At 58.1% G+C, this 16,038-nt stretch carries 14 protein-coding genes; 8 read left to right on the top strand and 6 right to left on the bottom strand.

Annotated elements, in window-relative coordinates:
- Positions 1-58: 58 nt before the first annotated feature.
- On the bottom strand, positions 59-493 hold the full coding sequence (locus ACR0EK_RS07620) for a DUF1801 domain-containing protein (RefSeq protein ID WP_480899299.1): 435 nt from the start codon (positions 491-493) through the stop codon (positions 59-61).
- A gap of 116 nt (positions 494-609) precedes the next feature.
- On the opposite strand from ACR0EK_RS07620, the gene ACR0EK_RS07615 reads away from it, so the two are divergent.
- Positions 610-1,542 (top strand): MBL fold metallo-hydrolase, encoded by a 933-nt coding sequence (locus tag ACR0EK_RS07615; RefSeq protein WP_480899297.1) that lies wholly within the window; start codon positions 610-612, stop codon positions 1,540-1,542.
- 4 nt (positions 1,543-1,546) lie between these two features.
- Here the strand turns inward: ACR0EK_RS07615 and ACR0EK_RS07610 are convergent, their stop codons facing one another.
- The 3 genes from ACR0EK_RS07610 to ACR0EK_RS07600 form a co-directional block, all read right to left on the bottom strand.
- Positions 1,547-2,878, bottom strand: a complete 1,332-nt coding sequence (locus ACR0EK_RS07610) for an NAD(P)/FAD-dependent oxidoreductase (RefSeq protein WP_480899295.1) — start codon at positions 2,876-2,878, stop codon at positions 1,547-1,549.
- 136 nt (positions 2,879-3,014) lie between these two features.
- Positions 3,015-3,239, bottom strand: a complete 225-nt coding sequence (locus ACR0EK_RS07605) for a hypothetical protein (RefSeq protein WP_245220582.1) — start codon at positions 3,237-3,239, stop codon at positions 3,015-3,017.
- A 308-nt stretch (positions 3,240-3,547) separates the two neighbouring features.
- Complete coding sequence (locus ACR0EK_RS07600; RefSeq protein ID WP_480967718.1) at positions 3,548-5,206, bottom strand: NAD+ synthase; 1,659 nt, start codon at positions 5,204-5,206, stop codon at positions 3,548-3,550.
- Positions 5,207-5,359: 153 nt separating this feature from the next.
- Here ACR0EK_RS07600 and ACR0EK_RS07595 point away from each other — a divergent pair, with 153 nt between their 5' ends.
- Positions 5,360-6,841 carry an MORN repeat-containing protein gene (locus ACR0EK_RS07595; RefSeq protein ID WP_480967717.1) on the top strand — a complete coding sequence of 494 codons (1,482 nt, stop codon included), beginning with the start codon at positions 5,360-5,362 and terminating at the stop codon, positions 6,839-6,841.
- A 4-nt stretch (positions 6,842-6,845) separates the two neighbouring features.
- Here ACR0EK_RS07595 and ACR0EK_RS07590 read toward each other — a convergent pair whose 3' ends face one another.
- On the bottom strand, positions 6,846-7,511 hold the full coding sequence (locus ACR0EK_RS07590; protein WP_480545928.1) for an SDR family NAD(P)-dependent oxidoreductase: 666 nt from the start codon (positions 7,509-7,511) through the stop codon (positions 6,846-6,848).
- A 290-nt stretch (positions 7,512-7,801) separates the two neighbouring features.
- Here ACR0EK_RS07590 and ACR0EK_RS07585 point away from each other — a divergent pair, with 290 nt between their 5' ends.
- Positions 7,802-9,370, top strand: coding sequence for a 2-isopropylmalate synthase (locus ACR0EK_RS07585; protein WP_267365497.1), 1,569 nt, complete (start codon positions 7,802-7,804; stop codon positions 9,368-9,370).
- A 105-nt stretch (positions 9,371-9,475) separates the two neighbouring features.
- Here ACR0EK_RS07585 and ACR0EK_RS07580 read toward each other — a convergent pair whose 3' ends face one another.
- Complete coding sequence (locus tag ACR0EK_RS07580; protein ID WP_480899287.1) at positions 9,476-10,261, bottom strand: 23S rRNA (adenine(2030)-N(6))-methyltransferase RlmJ; 786 nt, start codon at positions 10,259-10,261, stop codon at positions 9,476-9,478.
- Positions 10,262-10,416: 155 nt separating this feature from the next.
- On the opposite strand from ACR0EK_RS07580, the gene ACR0EK_RS07575 reads away from it, so the two are divergent.
- From ACR0EK_RS07575 to rodA, 5 genes are read left to right on the top strand one after another with little or no spacing between them, the layout of a single operon-like run.
- Complete coding sequence (locus ACR0EK_RS07575) at positions 10,417-11,463, top strand: rod shape-determining protein (protein ID WP_039523195.1); 1,047 nt, start codon at positions 10,417-10,419, stop codon at positions 11,461-11,463.
- Between the two features lie 58 nt (positions 11,464-11,521).
- Positions 11,522-12,424 carry a rod shape-determining protein MreC gene (gene mreC, locus ACR0EK_RS07570; protein ID WP_209506411.1) on the top strand — a complete coding sequence of 301 codons (903 nt, stop codon included), beginning with the start codon at positions 11,522-11,524 and terminating at the stop codon, positions 12,422-12,424.
- Complete coding sequence (locus ACR0EK_RS07565) at positions 12,417-12,953, top strand: rod shape-determining protein MreD (RefSeq protein WP_480483238.1); 537 nt, start codon at positions 12,417-12,419, stop codon at positions 12,951-12,953. Before mreC ends, ACR0EK_RS07565 begins: the two co-directional genes overlap by 8 nt.
- Complete coding sequence (gene mrdA / locus ACR0EK_RS07560; RefSeq protein WP_480486706.1) at positions 12,950-14,899, top strand: penicillin-binding protein 2; 1,950 nt, start codon at positions 12,950-12,952, stop codon at positions 14,897-14,899. The genes ACR0EK_RS07565 and mrdA overlap by 4 nt, the downstream gene beginning before the upstream one ends.
- Positions 14,896-16,035 carry a rod shape-determining protein RodA gene (gene rodA, locus ACR0EK_RS07555; RefSeq protein WP_209506418.1) on the top strand — a complete coding sequence of 380 codons (1,140 nt, stop codon included), beginning with the start codon at positions 14,896-14,898 and terminating at the stop codon, positions 16,033-16,035. The genes mrdA and rodA overlap by 4 nt, the downstream gene beginning before the upstream one ends.
- Positions 16,036-16,038: the final 3 nt, after the last annotated feature.

The following is a 16,038-nucleotide window of genomic DNA, read 5'->3' as shown; positions in this document are numbered from 1 at the left end:
GCGGCTCTTGTCACATGGGCGCGTTTTTGTCCAGCCGCCGCTTGATCCATCAGGTGATTCAACACGGTTCCACGGGCCATATCCTGCCAAGGTCGGTCAACCCGGCGCGGATGAGTTCCGACAGAACCTGCATGTCGATATCCACCAGCTTGTTCACGTACAGGCAGGACTTGCCCAGCTTGTGCTTGCCCAACCGGGCCAGAATGCCGCCAAAATCCGCGTAACCCGGCATGATATAGATCACCAGCGCCGACTTGCGCGGGGAAAACCCGGTTGCAAGAAAATCGCCCTCTCGGCCCGAGGCGTAGCGATAGTGATAACGGCCATACCCGATCATCGACGGGCCCCACATGACCGGATCAAACCCGGTGGTGGCCCGAAACAGTTCATCCAGAGCGCGCGCCTCCTCGGCCCGGCGTTCTGATTGGACCGAGTTAAGGAAATCTTCTACACTTTGATTTGTTGGAACGGTTTTGTTCTGCGATCGCGGCATGAACAAAAATTAACACGTATTGTTCATCCATGCACCCTACGTGGATGTCGTAACATCTGGTCAGAATCTCACACCGTTCTAGTTTTTCTAAAGGTGTTCTGACAGGGAGAACGATAATGACAATCAAACTTACTCGCCGTGCCGCCTTGGGAACTGCTGCCGCCTTGCCGTTTGCCACGGCAGCAGCGCCGGTTTTGGCCGCAGGCTCTGACGCCAAGGCCAACTCGACCATCGCCAAATCCTTCAAGGTCGGCGACTTAACAGTCACGACCCTGCTGGATGGCAGCCTGCCGCGTGACGGCGCCAAGGATATCTTTGGCGGCGGAGCGTCTGATGAAGACTTTGCAAAGGTTTCGGCTGAGAACTTTATTCCCGCCGACACCGCCCAGTTCTTCTTCACCCCCTCACTGGTCAACACCGGATCGGAACTGGTGTTGTTCGACACCGGTCTGGGGCAGGGTGGCATTCAGGCCGCTTTGGCCGATGCAGGTGTCAGCCCGGATCAGATCGACGTTGTCGTGCTGACCCATATGCATCCAGACCATATTGGCGGCATGACAACGGATGGCGCACCAACCTTTGCCAACGCACGCTATGTGACCTCGGCAACGGAATACGATTTCTGGTCCGCGCAGGAGGCCGGAAACAATGTCGGTGATCTTGTGGCCGCAAAAGTCACACCGCTGGCCGAGAAGATGAGCTTTATCGGTGATGGAGAGCAAGTGGCGTCGGGCATAACTGCGGTTGCGGCCCACGGCCATACTCCGGGCCATACGGTCTATCATCTGGAGAGCAACGGACAGCGCCTTCTGCTGACAGCGGATTTGGCCAACCATTACGTGTGGTCCTTTGCCCATCCGGAATGGGAGGTTCGGTTTGACATGGACAAGGCCGCCGCAACAGCCGCGCGCCGTAATGTTCTTGGCATGCTGGCAGCCGACAAGGTGCCGATGATCGGCTATCACATGCCCTTCCCTGCCGCGGGCTTTGTCGAAACACGGGGCCAGGGCTTCCGCTTTGTTCCGGTCAGCTATCAGATGATGGGCTAAGTCCCTAGTAACCCGGATCCGGTCGCACTTTTGAGCCGTCAGTAAACCGAGACAGACGGAACGCGGTCGGGTCCACACAAGGGGTTGAATCAGTGACAAGGTCAGCTGTCAGGCGGCCGGCGCCGGGCCCGATGCCAAAGCCGTGGCCGGAAAAGCCTGTGGCGATATACATACCCGGCATGTCATCCACGCCCGAGATTACGGGAATGGCGTCGGGGGTAACATCAATCATACCCGCCCAACTTTGGACGATTTCACTGTCCTGCAACGCAGGAAATCCTTTTCGTGCACTGGCCCAGGCTTGTCGCAAAAACTTCTGCGAAGGTTCAGGATCCAAAACCCGGCACAACTCGAACGGGGTCACGTCGGTCGGCAACCATCTTCTGTTCTGACGGGCCTCGGTAGCCCACTGTTTTGACCAGCGAAAGCGCAGGGATTTCCATTCCTGCGCAAAGGCAAAGCGAAACTGCAACCCCAGCCGGAAACTGTCTGGCACGATATCAACCGTGTTCTGATGCCCGGACGCGATGGTGTGCCCGCCATCTGCGCGCTTTCGGATTGCAAAATCATCCGACCATAGCGCAGTTTCGGGTCCATCTTTTACCGGAGAGGTCCGCAGAACTGTGTTCAGAACCTTAAGCTGCGGCAGGTTGATACCTGCATTACCCGCAAACAGACGCGACCACGCACCCCCCGCCAAAACCACGCGCCCGCAGGCGACCTTGCCGCGTTCGGTGAATACACCAGCAATACGCCCATCCTGAATGTCCACACTTCGCACAGCGCAGCCTGTCATGATCACAGCACCTAGACGACGTGCGGCTTCGGCAATGGCCGGGGCGGCCCATTGCGGTTCAGCCCGCCCGTCCTGCGGCATGTACAGAGCAGATGTCAGGCCGGTTTCGTGCCCGTGCAACAACTCTGCCAACTCGCGTCCCGACACCATTTTTGCCCCGGTCTGCAATCCTTCCACATGGCACATCCAACGCTTCAGGTTGACTTTTCCCCGCTTGCCGGACGCGCCGAAAAGAATGCCGGATTGCGCATAGCCGGTATTGCCATCCAGGCGGGCATCAAGGGTCTGCCAGATCCGCAACGCCTCTTGCATCAGGGGAATCTCGCGCGGGTCACGCATGCCTAAACGCACCCATCCCCAATTGCGCGAGCTTTGTTCAGCCGCAATCTGTCCCTTTTCGCATAAAAGGACGGAAGCGCCGCGTTCAGCCAGTTCCAGCGCGGTTGAAACGCCGATTATGCCGCCGCCAATAACGACAACATCAACAGATTTGGGAAGGGCAAGATCGGATTCTACGGGGTTCGGTTTTGGTGCCGTCATAAATACGCATTACTCTGTCGCCTAAACCCGTATGGGGACCAAGGTCCAGAAGTTTGGCAACACGAATTGTCACAACGTCGGCACTATTTTTACGCCTGTGGCCCAGACGCCAATGGCAACGAAAATCCTCAGCACATCACGCTGCGCCGGACAGTTCCGCCCATTTCTGACGCAGCTTCGCGGTCAACCCGGTGTCTTTTTGCACGGTCTGCGCGGTTACGTCCTTCTGCGGCAACAAGCTTGGAAACTCAGCCCGAAGCGACGCTGCTGCCTGTTCGTCGGACAGCCGCTGTTCATTCAGAACACCGGCAATCGCCGCTTCCAGCTTTTCCTCATCCAGCTCCTGCGGCGGAGATTCCATCGTCCGCCGTTTCAAAAGAGCATGATGCGATCCTTGATATTCCTCATACATGTCAAAACCAAACCATTTACTCAGACATCCAACCCCGGATGCGTCACACTTCTTCAAAATCAATTCGCGACTTTGAGAATTGCGTCGCATCCGCCCCACATAGGGCAAATTTCAAGCTAAAATGTGGCAGAAAGTTGTCAATGCAACAAGTCAAAGGCCGGATTTTGTGCCCGTGGCAGGCCCAAAACGATAAATCGGAAAACAATCAAAAGAAAGGAAACTTTACTGTTTCCAATTTAGCGCGCGAATTGTGGCAATCAGGGGCGATCGCGCCAGCGATTCACAATCGGATACCGCCGATCCAGCCAGAACGCGCGGTTGCTCAGGCGCGTACCGGGGGCGGACTGGAACCGTTTATACTCGCTGATATAGACCAGATGTTCGACCCGCTGTGCATCTGCTTCGTTGTACCCGGCGGCGACACAGTCTGCGATCGATCCGTCCTGATCGACCAGGATCTCAAGTATTCCGTCCAGCACCGGGTAATCCGGCAGGCTATCGCTGTCTTTCTGATCTTCGCGCAGTTCCGCACTGGGCGGTTTGTCGATAACAGAGGGACGGATCACTTCGCCTGCAGGGCCCATCATCCAGTCTCGGTGATTGGCATTGCGCCAGCGGCAGGTTTCGAACACACGGGTCTTGTACAGATCCTTGATCGGATTATAGCCGCCGTTCATGTCGCCATAGATCGTGGCATAGCCCACGGCGACCTCGGATTTGTTGCCGGTGGTCAACAGCATTTCGCCGAACTTGTTCGAGATCGCCATCAACAGCAACCCGCGCAGGCGGGATTGAATGTTTTCTTCGGTCAACCCTTCATCCAGCCCTGCAAACAGCGGTGCCAAAGTGCTGGTGACGGCTGCGCGGCTGTCCGAGATCGGCACGTAGTCATAATGCACGCCCAGCGCTTTGGCGACCGCCTCGGCATCGTCAAGCGAGGCCTGGCTGGTGTATTCCGACGGCAGCATCACGCAGCGGACATTTTCGGCCCCGATGGCATCGACCGCAATGGTCGCAACCAGCGCGGAATCGACCCCGCCGGACAAGCCCAGCAGCGCCTTCTTGAAACCGGTTTTTCCCATATAGTCGCGAAGGGACTGCACCATTGCGCGATAATCCTGCTCCCACTCATCCGGTTGAGGCACGATTTCACCTGATGCGATCCGCCAGCCGTCTTCGCCGCGCTCAAGATCGACTTGCGAGAGCAGTTCGTCAAAAACAGGCATCCGGAACGCCAGTTCCCCGCCCGGGTTCAGGCCAAAGCTGGCACCGTCAAAGACCTGATCATCCTGCCCGCCAACCATATTCAAGTAGATCAGCGGCAAGCCGGTTTCGACCACGCGCGCGACCATATGGTTCAGTCGCACATCGTATTTATCCCGGAAATAAGGCGACCCGTTGGGGATCAACAAAAACTCGGCCCCGGTTTCCTCCAGCGTTTCTGCCACGTCCGGGTGCCAGCTGTCTTCGCAGATCGGGCTGCCAATCCGGAAATTCCCTACCGAATACGGCCCACCCAATGGACCCGCATCATACAAGCGCACTTCGTCGAACACCGTCTCATTCGGCAAGTGGTGCTTCAGAACCTTGCTGGTGATCCGGCCACCCTTCAGGATCAGGTAGGCGTTGTACAGCTTTCCATCGTCGACCCAGGGACCACCTATGGCAATTGCAGGACCTTCGGCGCATTTTGCCGCCAGCGCTTCAACCGCAGACATGGCTGCGCGGTGGAATACCGGTTTGAGAACCAGATCCTGCGTGTTGTAGCCGGTGATGAACATCTCGGGGAAGGCCACCAGATTCGCGCCCGCTGCTTTGCCTTGTTCCCATGCCGCAACGGCCTTTGCCGCGTTGCCTTCGATATCGCCAACGGTCGGGTTCAGTTGCGCCAGAGTGATGCGGAAACGGTCGGCCATGCTGCCCTCTTGCCTCGTAAGTCCTATTGCCATTTAGCAGATCACCGCGCGAGTAAAAGACCAATGCGGCAAAAGCCGTTGCTCTGCCTGCAACGGTACCTTAGTTTTGCGCAAGAGATATCACCAGCGACGACCGGGCAAACAGGACCAGAAATGAACGTGATCCGAAACTCAATTTTGGCGGCGGGGATGAGCCTGGCGGCTGCCACTGCTTTCGCGCAGGACGGGACAGTCATCGTCAAGGATGATGAAGTTGGCGGTGTCTATGAAGGCACTTACGAGAACGGGTTGCGGCACGGGACAGGAACGTACCGGCTGCCGAACGGATTTGAATACACCGGGCAATGGGTAGAAGGCGAAATTCAGGGTCAGGGTACCACACACTACCCCGACGGGTCAGTCTACGAAGGCATGTTCGCCAAGGGTCAACCCGAAGGGCGCGGCAAGATCATCTATGCCAATGGCAGCAGCTACGATGGCGATTGGTCGAACGGATCAATCAACGGCACCGGCATTGCTGAATTCGCGAACGGCACGCGCTATGAGGGTGAATTCAGGAACGCCCAGCGACATGGCAAAGGCGTGCTGAGTTTTCCCGACGGATACATCTATGATGGCGACTGGGTCGACGGTGAACGGCAGGGCAAAGCAAAGATCACATATACCGACGGCAGCGTTTACGACGGCGACGTCAACGCAGGTTTGCGCGATGGCACCGGCACACAGACAATGCCAGACGGGATGGTGTATTCAGGGGATTGGTCCGGGGACCAGATCACCGGGATGGGTAACCTGACCTACTCCAACGGTGACGTATACGAAGGCGAGCTTCTAGAAGGGCGCCGTCACGGCAAGGGCAAAGTGACCCACGCCCAAGGGGATGTGTACGAAGGCGATTTTGTCGACGACCGCCGCCACGGCAAAGGAACGTTCACCGGAACAGACGGCTTTGTGTATACCGGCGACTGGAACGCCGGGCAGATTGAAGGCCTTGGCGAAGTGACCTATCCGGATGGCTCTGTCTATGTCGGCGATTTCGTTGCCGATCTGGCCGAAGGAAACGGCAGCATCACCTATCCGGACGGATCGACCTATGAAGGCGAATGGATCGCGGGTGTTATCGAGGGTCAGGGCACGGCCACCTATACCAATGGTATGATCTACAAAGGCCAATTCAAGAACGCGCAAAGCCACGGCAAGGGTGTGGTTACGCGCGCAGATGGCTCGGTATATGACGGCGACTGGGTTGAAGGCGTGCGTCAGGGCAAAGGCAAGGCGACCTATTCCGATGGCACGGTCTACACCGGTGATTTCCTGAACGGAAAACGGCACGGCAAAGGGGAAATCGCAACCCCTGCCGGGTTCAAGTATACGGGCGACTGGTCGGACGGAAAAATCAACGGCGTGGGTACCGCGACCTACTCGAACGGGGATGTGTATGAGGGCAGCTTTGTCGACAACAAACGTCAGGGCAGTGGGACGATGCGCTATGCCAACGGCCAGGAGGAAAGCGGTGTCTGGGAAAACGGCGTGTTGCCAGATCAGACCTCGGACCAGCAGAGCGACGCTGACACCCCTGCCCCGCAACCCAACCCTGATGCAAATACTGAGGCAACCGGAACCTCGGACGGGTGAAGGCTCACCACGGGACCCGCTTACCGGCCCAATCATAGAACCCTCCGGTATCAGCGAGCGTTAACCCGCGTATCACGTTCAACAGGTTATCGGCGGCGGCTTCAGGTTCGACGGCAGGATGACGACCTAGGTATTTGTTCGTGAACTCTGTTTTTACCGTGCCGGGGTGAAGGGCGACGCAAATCGCCTGTTTATGTGTTCGGGCCAATTCAATTGCGGCGGTATGGACGACCTGATTGACCGCTGCCTTGGCCGCTCGGTAGCTGATCCAACCACCTATCCGATTATCCCCGATTGATCCCACCCGCGCCGAAAGCACCGCGAATACAGATCGTCTTTGTCGCGGCAACAGATGATACGCGTGGCTTAGCACCAATGCCGGACCAACGGCATTCAACGCAAACTGATCCATCATGGCGTTGGCTGAAATCGCCCGAATGGTCTTTTCCGGCACAGAGCCGTCTATCTCCAAGGCGCCCGAAGCCACCAGAATCAGATCAAACTGACCTGGTAGGTTTTCAAGCTTCAGCATCACCCCGTCCGGATCGGTCAGGTCAAAGCCGTCCTCCGACCGGGACAACCGCGTGACCGAAACGCCCTGCTCAACCAGCCGTCCGGTAACAGCTGCGCCTATCCCGCCAGAAGCACCAATTATCAATGCAGTTTCCATCCATGATCAGCTAGCGGCGCTGTGCAAACAATCAAGGCGGTCGAAACAAGGGCAGTTGCCAGAAGTTCGCGTATTGCAAATTGGTTCTTTTCATTCCCGGCGGGCTCTGTATAACCTCAATCCCATGATCAACCGCGCAGATATCCCTTGTGTCGACACCGCCCTTCGCGGTGCGTCGCTGCGTGGCCTACTGATCCTAATCCGCCTCTGAGCGTGCCATCCGGCGCGCCCGCTCAGAGGAGGACGCCAGCGCGCCATAGGCTTTAGGACAGAAGAAGAAAGAGAACCCCATGACCAACGTGACCGACCAAGACCGCGTCTTGATCTTCGATACCACTTTGCGCGACGGCGAGCAGAGCCCCGGCGCCACCATGACCCATGACGAAAAGCTCGAAATCGCCGAGCTGCTGGACGACATGGGCGTCGATATCATCGAGGCCGGTTTCCCCATCGCGTCCGAAGGCGATTTCAAGGCTGTGACCGAAATTGCACAGCGGTCGAAAAACAGCCGCATCTGCGGTCTGGCCCGTGCAAATTTTGCCGATATCGACCGCTGCTGGGAGGCGGTAAAACACGCCGAGAAGAACCGCATTCACACATTCATCGGCACTTCGCCGCTGCACCGCGCCATCCCGAACCTGACCATGGACGAGATGGCCGACAAGATCCACGAAACGGTCAGCCATGCGCGCAACCTGTGCGAAAACGTGCAGTGGTCCCCGATGGACGCGACGCGAACCGAATGGGATTACCTTTGCCGTGTGATCGAGATCGCAATCAAGGCCGGGGCAACCACGATCAACATCCCGGATACGGTGGGCTATACCGCTCCGGTGGAAAGCGCGGACCTGATCAAGCGTCTGATCGAAACGGTGCCGGGGGCGGATGACGTGATATTTGCCACCCATTGCCACAATGACCTTGGCATGGCGACCGCGAACTCGCTGGCCGCTGTGGCAGGTGGTGCCCGCCAGATTGAATGCACCATCAACGGTCTGGGCGAACGCGCTGGCAACACGGCGCTGGAAGAAGTTGTCATGGCACTGCGCACGCGCAACGATATCATGCCGTGGCACACTGGCATCGACACCACCAAGATCATGCACATCTCGCGTCGGGTTGCGACGGTCTCGGGCTTTCCGGTGCAGTTCAACAAGGCAATTGTCGGCAAGAACGCTTTTGCCCATGAAAGTGGCATCCATCAGGACGGGATGCTGAAAAACCGCGAAAACTTTGAAATCATGCGTCCTGAGGACATTGGTCTTTCGGGAACATCCTTGCCGCTTGGCAAACATTCGGGCCGCGCAGCCTTGCGCGACAAGCTCGAAACGCTGGGGTTTGAGGTGGGCGACAACCAGCTCAAGGATATCTTTGTCCGGTTCAAGGATCTGGCAGATCGCAAGAAAGAGGTGTTCGACGACGATCTCATTGCACTGATGACGCTGGACGAGGCTGACGACCACCTGCAACTGGTTTCGATGAAGGTGACTTGCGGCACGGGTGGTCAGGCGGAATCGACGGTCGAGCTGGAGGTTGAAGGCGTGGACAAAACCGCCACTGAACATGGCGACGGCCCGGTGGATGCGACCTTTAAGGCGATCCGTGCGATTTATCCCAACACGGCACGCCTTCAGCTTTATCAGGTTCATGCCGTAACCGAGGGCACGGACGCACAGGCGACGGTTTCCGTGCGCCTGGAAGAGGATGGCATGATCGCAACCGGCCAGTCGGCAAACACCGACACCGTCGTGGCGTCAGCTAAGGCTTATATCCACGCTCTCAACCGCCTGATTGTGCGCCGTGAAAAAGCTGGACCAGGCGCGGATGCGCGCGAGATCAGCTATAAAGACCTGACGTGATTGCATAAATCATCCGGGCAACCGCAAGTTTGGTTGCCCGGAAAATCCAACACGACCCACGGTGATGGATTGGGTGCTTTATCCCGACCAGCGTCTCGTCTGCTGCTAAAGCTGCGCGAAAAGCTTGGAAAGGCGGTTCATTTCGTCGCCGATACAGAACGGCGCGTTCACAACAAACATACCTGACCCAATCATCCGGTGCCCCTCACGCGCAGGCGGGAATGTCACTTCGTGGCAAATTGCTTTGGGGTAGTTTCGCGATTTGAGAGCCGCAGTCATCCCAGCATGTCGATTGTCCGTCAGGATCGGGTACCAAAGGGCAATCACGCCCACATTCCACTTGCGGTGCAGCTTGGCGATAATGCCGGGCAAGCGGTCATAATCGGCTTTCACCTCGTAACTGGGGTCAATCAGCATCATGCCCCGGCGCGGAGCTGGAGGCAGCAAGGACTGCGCCAGATCGAACCCATCCTGCTGATAGACTTTCGCCCCAAACGGCGACATCGCCAACGACAGGGCCGCAAATTCCTGTGGGTGCAGTTCCGCGAGGTGCAAACTGTCCTGTTCCCGCAACATAGTCGCAGCAATCATCGGCGATCCTGGATAGGCCATGTCGCCGTACCGGGCCTCTACCTGCTTCAGGACCTGCGCCATCGGGTGGTCGGGCCCGAACCACCCTTCCCGCTGTGCACGACCGATCCCTGCCTCTGCCTCTCCTGTCCGAATGGATTCGTCTGCATCCAACAGGTACAACCCACGCCCGGAATGCGTTTCGATATAGCTGAGCGGCTTGTCCTTGCGTGTCAGATAATCCAGCACCCACGCCAGTAAAGCGTGCTTTTGGACATCCGCCAGATTCCCGGCGTGGTAAATGTGTTGATAAGAGAGCATTTTGCCTTCTAAAGTCCCATTCAATAAGGCGGAAAGGTGCTGATTGTCGCGGAATCAGCCCTTTTACCGGGCGTGATGGCACCCTATAAGTCATCCGTCCCGGAACCGTCGAGTCGCGGGCAGTAGAAAACCGACATTACAGGATCAGGGAAAACATGGGGATCTTTGGCAATCTGGGCGGCCTGTTCACAGCGGACATGGCTATCGACCTTGGAACAGCAAACACGCTGGTTTACGTCAAGGGGCGCGGTGTCATCCTGTCTGAACCTTCGGTTGTGGCCTATCACGTCAAGGACGGTGTGAAGAAAGTTCTGGCAGTTGGCGAAGATGCCAAGCTGATGCTGGGTCGGACGCCCGGTTCGATCGAAGCCATCCGCCCCATGCGCGAAGGTGTGATCGCGGATTTTGATACTGCCGAAGAAATGATCAAGCACTTCATCCGCAAGGTGCACAAACGCTCGACCTTCTCGAAACCCAAGATCATTGTCTGCGTTCCTCATGGCGCAACCCCGGTCGAAAAACGTGCAATTCGGCAGTCGGTCCTGTCAGCAGGTGCCCGTCGCGCGGGCCTGATTGCCGAACCGATTGCGGCCGCAATCGGGGCCGGCATGCCGATCACCGACCCGACCGGCAACATGGTTGTTGATATTGGCGGGGGCACTACCGAGGTTGCTGTTCTGTCGTTGGGAGACATTGTCTATGCCCGTTCGGTCCGCGTTGGTGGTGACCGGATGGACGAGGCCATCATTTCCTACCTGCGTCGCCAGCAGAACCTGCTGGTAGGTGAATCCACGGCTGAACGCATCAAGACAACCATTGGTACCGCCCGCATGCCCGACGACGGGCGCGGTCAGTCGATGCATATCCGGGGGCGTGATCTGTTGAACGGCGTGCCCAAGGAAATCGAGATCAGCCAGGCCCAGGTGGCCGAAGCGCTGTCAGAGCCCGTGCAACAGATCTGCGAGGCGGTTATGACCGCGCTTGAGACAACGCCCCCCGATTTGGCTGCGGACATTGTCGACCGTGGTGTGATGCTGACCGGCGGCGGCGCGCTGCTTGGCGATCTGGACCTGGCCCTACGCGAACAGACCGGCCTGGCGGTATCCATTGCGGACGAAAGCCTGAATTGTGTGGCTTTGGGCACCGGCAAAGCACTGGAATATGAAAAACAGCTGCGCCACGCGATTGACTACGAAAGCTAAGGCGCGCACCCTCGGAAGATAGGGTTATATCGGCGCGAGCAGCACGGGAAGGTAACCTGTGGCAAAAGACCGATCACAGCGCGATGAGTACACGACCCCCCTGCGACGTTTGTTGCTGGGGATCGTTGTGCTGTGCCTGCTTGGTATCTTCCTTCTGTGGCGCATCGACAGCCCGCGCGTAGAACGGTTCCGCGCGCGGATCGTGGATACGGTTGTACCGTCGATGGAATGGGCCATGGTCCCCGTGACTGCCGCCGTCAATCTGGTGCGTGACTTCCAAAGCTATCAGCGCCTGAGCGAGCAGAACCGGGAACTGCGTAGCGAACTGCGCCTGATGCGCGCCTGGAAAGAGGCTGCTTTGCAGCTTGAACAGGAAAACGCGCGACTGCTGGATTTGAACAATGTCCGCCTTGACCCGCGTCTGACTTATATCACCGGCGTTGTCATGGCCGACAGCGGGTCGCCATTCCGGCAATCCGTTCTGCTGAATGTCGGAGAGCGTGACGGGATCGTGGATGGATGGGCCACGATGGACGGCATTGGCCTGGTCGGCAGGATATCAGGTGTTGGCCCTGACACGGCACGCGTGATCCTTGTGACGGACGCCACCAGCGCGATTCCCGCAACCATTCAACCTTCTGGCCAGACCGCGCTGATCAAAGGCGACAACAACCCCGCGCCCGCGGTGGAGTTTCTTGAAAACCGCGAGCTGGTTCGCCCCGGGGACCGTGTGATCACTTCGGGTGATGGTGGCGTGTTTCCTGCGGGCCTGTTGATCGGTCAAATCGCGGCAGATCCCGGGGGGCGCCTGCGGGTCCGCCTGTCGGCAGATTTCGAAAGGCTCGAATTTCTCAGGGTTCTGCGGTTTCACTCGGCTCCGCCCATTCAGGATCCGGGCAGTATAGTCGGGCCCACCCGCCCAGAGGCGGCGCTGACCCCGGATGAGGTCAGCGATGGATAGACCGGCCTCGCAAATCTGGGCCATGCGCAGCCTTTATGCCTTGCTGGCATTTGCTGTACTGTTTCTGCATCTGTTGCCGTTGGACGCTCAACCCGATCGCTGGCCTTTTCCCGACGTCCTGATTGCCCTGACTTTTGCCTGGGTGCTGCGGCGGCCCGATTACGTCCCGACTGTATTGGTTGCGCTTGTCATGCTGATGGCCGACTTTCTACTGCAACGTCCACCGGGCCTTTTGGCCGCGCTGACCGTAGTCGGGTCGGCCTATTTGCGGTCAGCGGCGTTGGGTATGAGGGATGCGGGATTTGCCGGAGAATGGATGTCTGTCGGCATTGTGATCACGGCGGTCATTTTGATGAACAGGGTCGTACTATCGGTGATGTCCGTGCAACAGGCCGCATTGGGGCCGGTCGTGATTCAGCTTGTGCTGACGGTCGCTGTCTACCCGTTGGTCGTGCTGCTTAGCCAAAGCGCGTTGGGGGTTCGCCGCATATCCGCTGCTGATGTCAGCGCTGTGGGAAGCCGGGCATGAAACAGCGTAAACCCAAATCCCAGGGCCTTGCCTATAAGCGCCTGCCACGCAGAGCGCTGTTGCTGGGTGGTCTACAGGCGGTGTTCATAGGCGGTCTGGCGGCACGAATGCGGTTCATGCAGGTCGAACAGGCCGACGAATACCGCCTGTTGGCCGAAGAAAACCGTATCAACATCCGGCTTATCCCGCCGACCCGTGGGCGTATCTATGACCGGAACGGCCAGATCATCGGCCAGAACTCACCTTCCTATCGCATCGTCATCGTGCGTGAAGACGCCGATGACGTGGAAAAAGTCATCGCCAAACTGTCGGAACTGATCCCTCTGAACGAAGATGAGATCGAGCGCGCCAGGACTGAAATGCGCCGCTCGGCTCCGTTTCTGCCGGTGACGCTGGCGGATCAGGTTACGTGGGAGGATATCTCGAAGGTTGCGGTCAATGCTCCGGCGCTGCCGGGCGTAACGCCCGAGGTCGGCCTGACACGGCAATACCCACGATACGAGGATTTCGCACATATCGTCGGCTATGTTGGCCCGGTCAGCGACTATGACCTCAGCAAGATAGAAGACCCTGAGCCGGTATTGCGCATTCCAAGGTTCCAGATTGGAAAGGTTGGCCTTGAGGCCAAGCAGGAAATCGAACTGCGCGGCAAGGCCGGTGCAAAGCGGGTCGAGGTCAACGCGACGGGCCGCGTCATGCGCGAGCTTGACCGGCAGGAAGGACAACCCGGCGCAGACCTGCAACTGTCCATCGACGCTGATCTGCAACAATATGCACAGGCGCGACTGGCAGGCGAAAGTGCAGCCGCAGTTGTCATAGACTGCGAAACCGGTGACTTGCGTGCGGTCGCCTCTGCACCCAGTTTCGATCCGAACCTTTTTGTTCGTGGCATTTCGGTCGCAGATTACCGGGCACTGACAGAGGACAAGTACCGACCGCTGGCGAATAAATCCGTGCAAGGCACATATCCTCCGGGATCGACCTTTAAGATGGTCACCGCGCTGGCCGCGTTGGAAGCTGGCGTAGTTTCCCCCGGCAATACCGTGTACTGCCCCGGACACCTGAAGGTCGGCAGCCGTCGTTTCCATTGCTGGAAGCGTGGCGGGCACGGGACGGTCGACCTAAACCTTTCGCTGAAACGCAGCTGCGATGTCTATTACTATGACGTGGCTCTGCGGGTTGGCATCGACAAGATCTCTGACATGGCCCGCACATTGGGACTGGGGGTCAAGCATGACATCCCGATGTCGGCGGTGGCAGATGGGCTGGCTCCCAATCAGGAATGGAAGCGGCGCACGCACGGTCAGGAGTGGCTTGTGGGCGATACGGCCAACGCGTCCATCGGTCAGGGCTTCATGCTGGCTTCGCCGTTGCAACTGGCTGTAATGGCAGCCCGCATCGCCACCGGTCGCGCAGTCACGCCGCGCCTGGTACGCTCGATCGACGGTGTTGAACAACCCTCGGGCGCCGGAGAACCACTGGGCCTTAATTCTTACAATCTGGAACAGGTCCGCAAGGCCATGTTCTCGGTCTCGAATGACAGGCGGGGAACGGCATATCGAAGCCGCATCATCGCGGATGAGTTCCGGATGGCGGGGAAAACCGGAACCAGCCAGGTTCGAAACATCACCAAAGCAGAACGGGCCGCAGGCGTGATCCGAAACGAGGACTTGCCGTGGGAGCGTCGCGACCACGCGCTGTTCGTTTGCTTTGCACCGTATGACAACCCAAAATACGCCGTGGCCGTGGTTGTTGAGCATGGCGGCGGCGGGTCCACAGCCGCAGCCCCGGTTGCACGCGACATCATGCTGCAAGCTCTTTATGACGGCACACCGCCGCTTGAAGCCTACCCCGTCGCCGACCGCGAACGCATCAAGGAACAGCAAAAACGGCTGGAGGGTGACAAGCGCCCCAAGGCGCGACCGGATGGAAAGGACCGTGCATGAGCTATCTTGAATATGCCGTCAAATCCACGCCGTCGGGGTTTCGCAAGTTCCTGTATATGAACTGGCCGCTGACGTTGCTGCTGATCAGCACCGCCAGCGCGGGCTTTCTGATGCTGTATTCTGTTGCGGGCGGTTCGTGGACGCCCTGGGCCGAGCCGCAAATGGAACGTTTCGGGCTTGGCCTGACAGTGATGTTCATCATCGCACTGGTTCCGATCTGGTTCTGGCGCAACATGTCGGTGCTGGCCTATCTCGGCTCGGTGGCTTTGCTGGTATTTGTTGAACTGTTCGGCACCATCGGCATGGGTGCGCAGCGCTGGATCGACCTTGGGTTTATGCGCCTGCAACCCTCAGAGGTCATGAAAGTCACGCTGGTCATGTTGCTTGCAGCTTATTACGACTGGCTTCCCTCGCACAAAACGTCTCGTCCGCTTTGGGTTCTTATCCCGGTTGTCCTGATCATCCTGCCTACCTTGCTGGTTCTGAAACAGCCCGATCTTGGCACATCCATCCTGCTTCTGGCCGCAGGAGGTGGGTTGATGTTTCTGGCAGGGGTTCACTGGGCCTATTTTGCCGCCGTTATTGCTGCTGTCGTGGGCCTGATCGCCGCTGTGTTCAACAGCCGTGGGACCGACTGGCAATTATTGAAGGACTATCAGTTTCGGCGCATCGACACCTTTCTGGACCCGTCCACCGACCCATTGGGGGCCGGATACCACATTACCCAGTCCAAGATTGCCTTGGGGTCCGGGGGATGGAACGGGCGTGGTTTCATGCAAGGCACGCAGTCCCGCCTGAACTTCCTGCCCGAGAAGCATACCGATTTCATTTTCACGACGTTGGCCGAAGAGTTCGGGTTTGTCGGGGGAACGACCCTGTTGACCCTTTATGCCTTGATTCTGGTTTTCTGCATGGTCACGGCCCTGGCAACCAAGGACCGGTTTTCATCTCTGGTCACGCTGGGTATCGCGTTGAACTTCTTCCTGTTTTTCGCCGTCAACATGTCGATGGTAATGGGTATGGCCCCTGTCGTGGGTGTACCACTGCCAATGGTCAGCTATGGTGGCTCGGCCATGCTGGTTCTGATGGCAGCCTTTGGCATCGTCCAAAGCGCCCATATTCACCGCCCCCGTTGATCT

It is taken from the genome of Ruegeria sp. AE4 (genome assembly GCF_056542185.1).
This window is presented reverse-complemented; position numbering and strand designations above follow the sequence as displayed.

Excerpts from the sequence above, each read along its gene's own strand:
- ACR0EK_RS07620 (WP_480899299.1), bottom strand. The coding sequence starts at position 493 with ATGCCGCGATCGCAGAACAAAACCGTTCCAACAAATCAAAGTGTAGAA.
- ACR0EK_RS07615 (WP_480899297.1), top strand. The coding sequence starts at position 610 with ATGACAATCAAACTTACTCGCCGTGCCGCCTTGGGAACTGCTGCCGCC.
- ACR0EK_RS07610 (WP_480899295.1), bottom strand. The coding sequence starts at position 2,878 with ATGACGGCACCAAAACCGAACCCCGTAGAATCCGATCTTGCCCTTCCC.
- ACR0EK_RS07605 (WP_245220582.1), bottom strand. The coding sequence starts at position 3,239 with ATGGAATCTCCGCCGCAGGAGCTGGATGAGGAAAAGCTGGAAGCGGCG.
- ACR0EK_RS07600 (WP_480967718.1), bottom strand. The coding sequence starts at position 5,206 with ATGGCCGACCGTTTCCGCATCACTCTGGCGCAACTGAACCCGACCGTT.
- ACR0EK_RS07595 (WP_480967717.1), top strand. The coding sequence starts at position 5,360 with ATGAACGTGATCCGAAACTCAATTTTGGCGGCGGGGATGAGCCTGGCG.
- ACR0EK_RS07590 (WP_480545928.1), bottom strand. The coding sequence starts at position 7,511 with ATGGAAACTGCATTGATAATTGGTGCTTCTGGCGGGATAGGCGCAGCT.
- ACR0EK_RS07585 (WP_267365497.1), top strand. The coding sequence starts at position 7,802 with ATGACCAACGTGACCGACCAAGACCGCGTCTTGATCTTCGATACCACT.
- ACR0EK_RS07580 (WP_480899287.1), bottom strand. The coding sequence starts at position 10,261 with ATGCTCTCTTATCAACACATTTACCACGCCGGGAATCTGGCGGATGTC.
- ACR0EK_RS07575 (WP_039523195.1), top strand. The coding sequence starts at position 10,417 with ATGGGGATCTTTGGCAATCTGGGCGGCCTGTTCACAGCGGACATGGCT.
- ACR0EK_RS07565 (WP_480483238.1), top strand. The coding sequence starts at position 12,417 with ATGGATAGACCGGCCTCGCAAATCTGGGCCATGCGCAGCCTTTATGCC.
- mrdA (WP_480486706.1), top strand. The coding sequence starts at position 12,950 with ATGAAACAGCGTAAACCCAAATCCCAGGGCCTTGCCTATAAGCGCCTG.
- rodA (WP_209506418.1), top strand. The coding sequence starts at position 14,896 with ATGAGCTATCTTGAATATGCCGTCAAATCCACGCCGTCGGGGTTTCGC.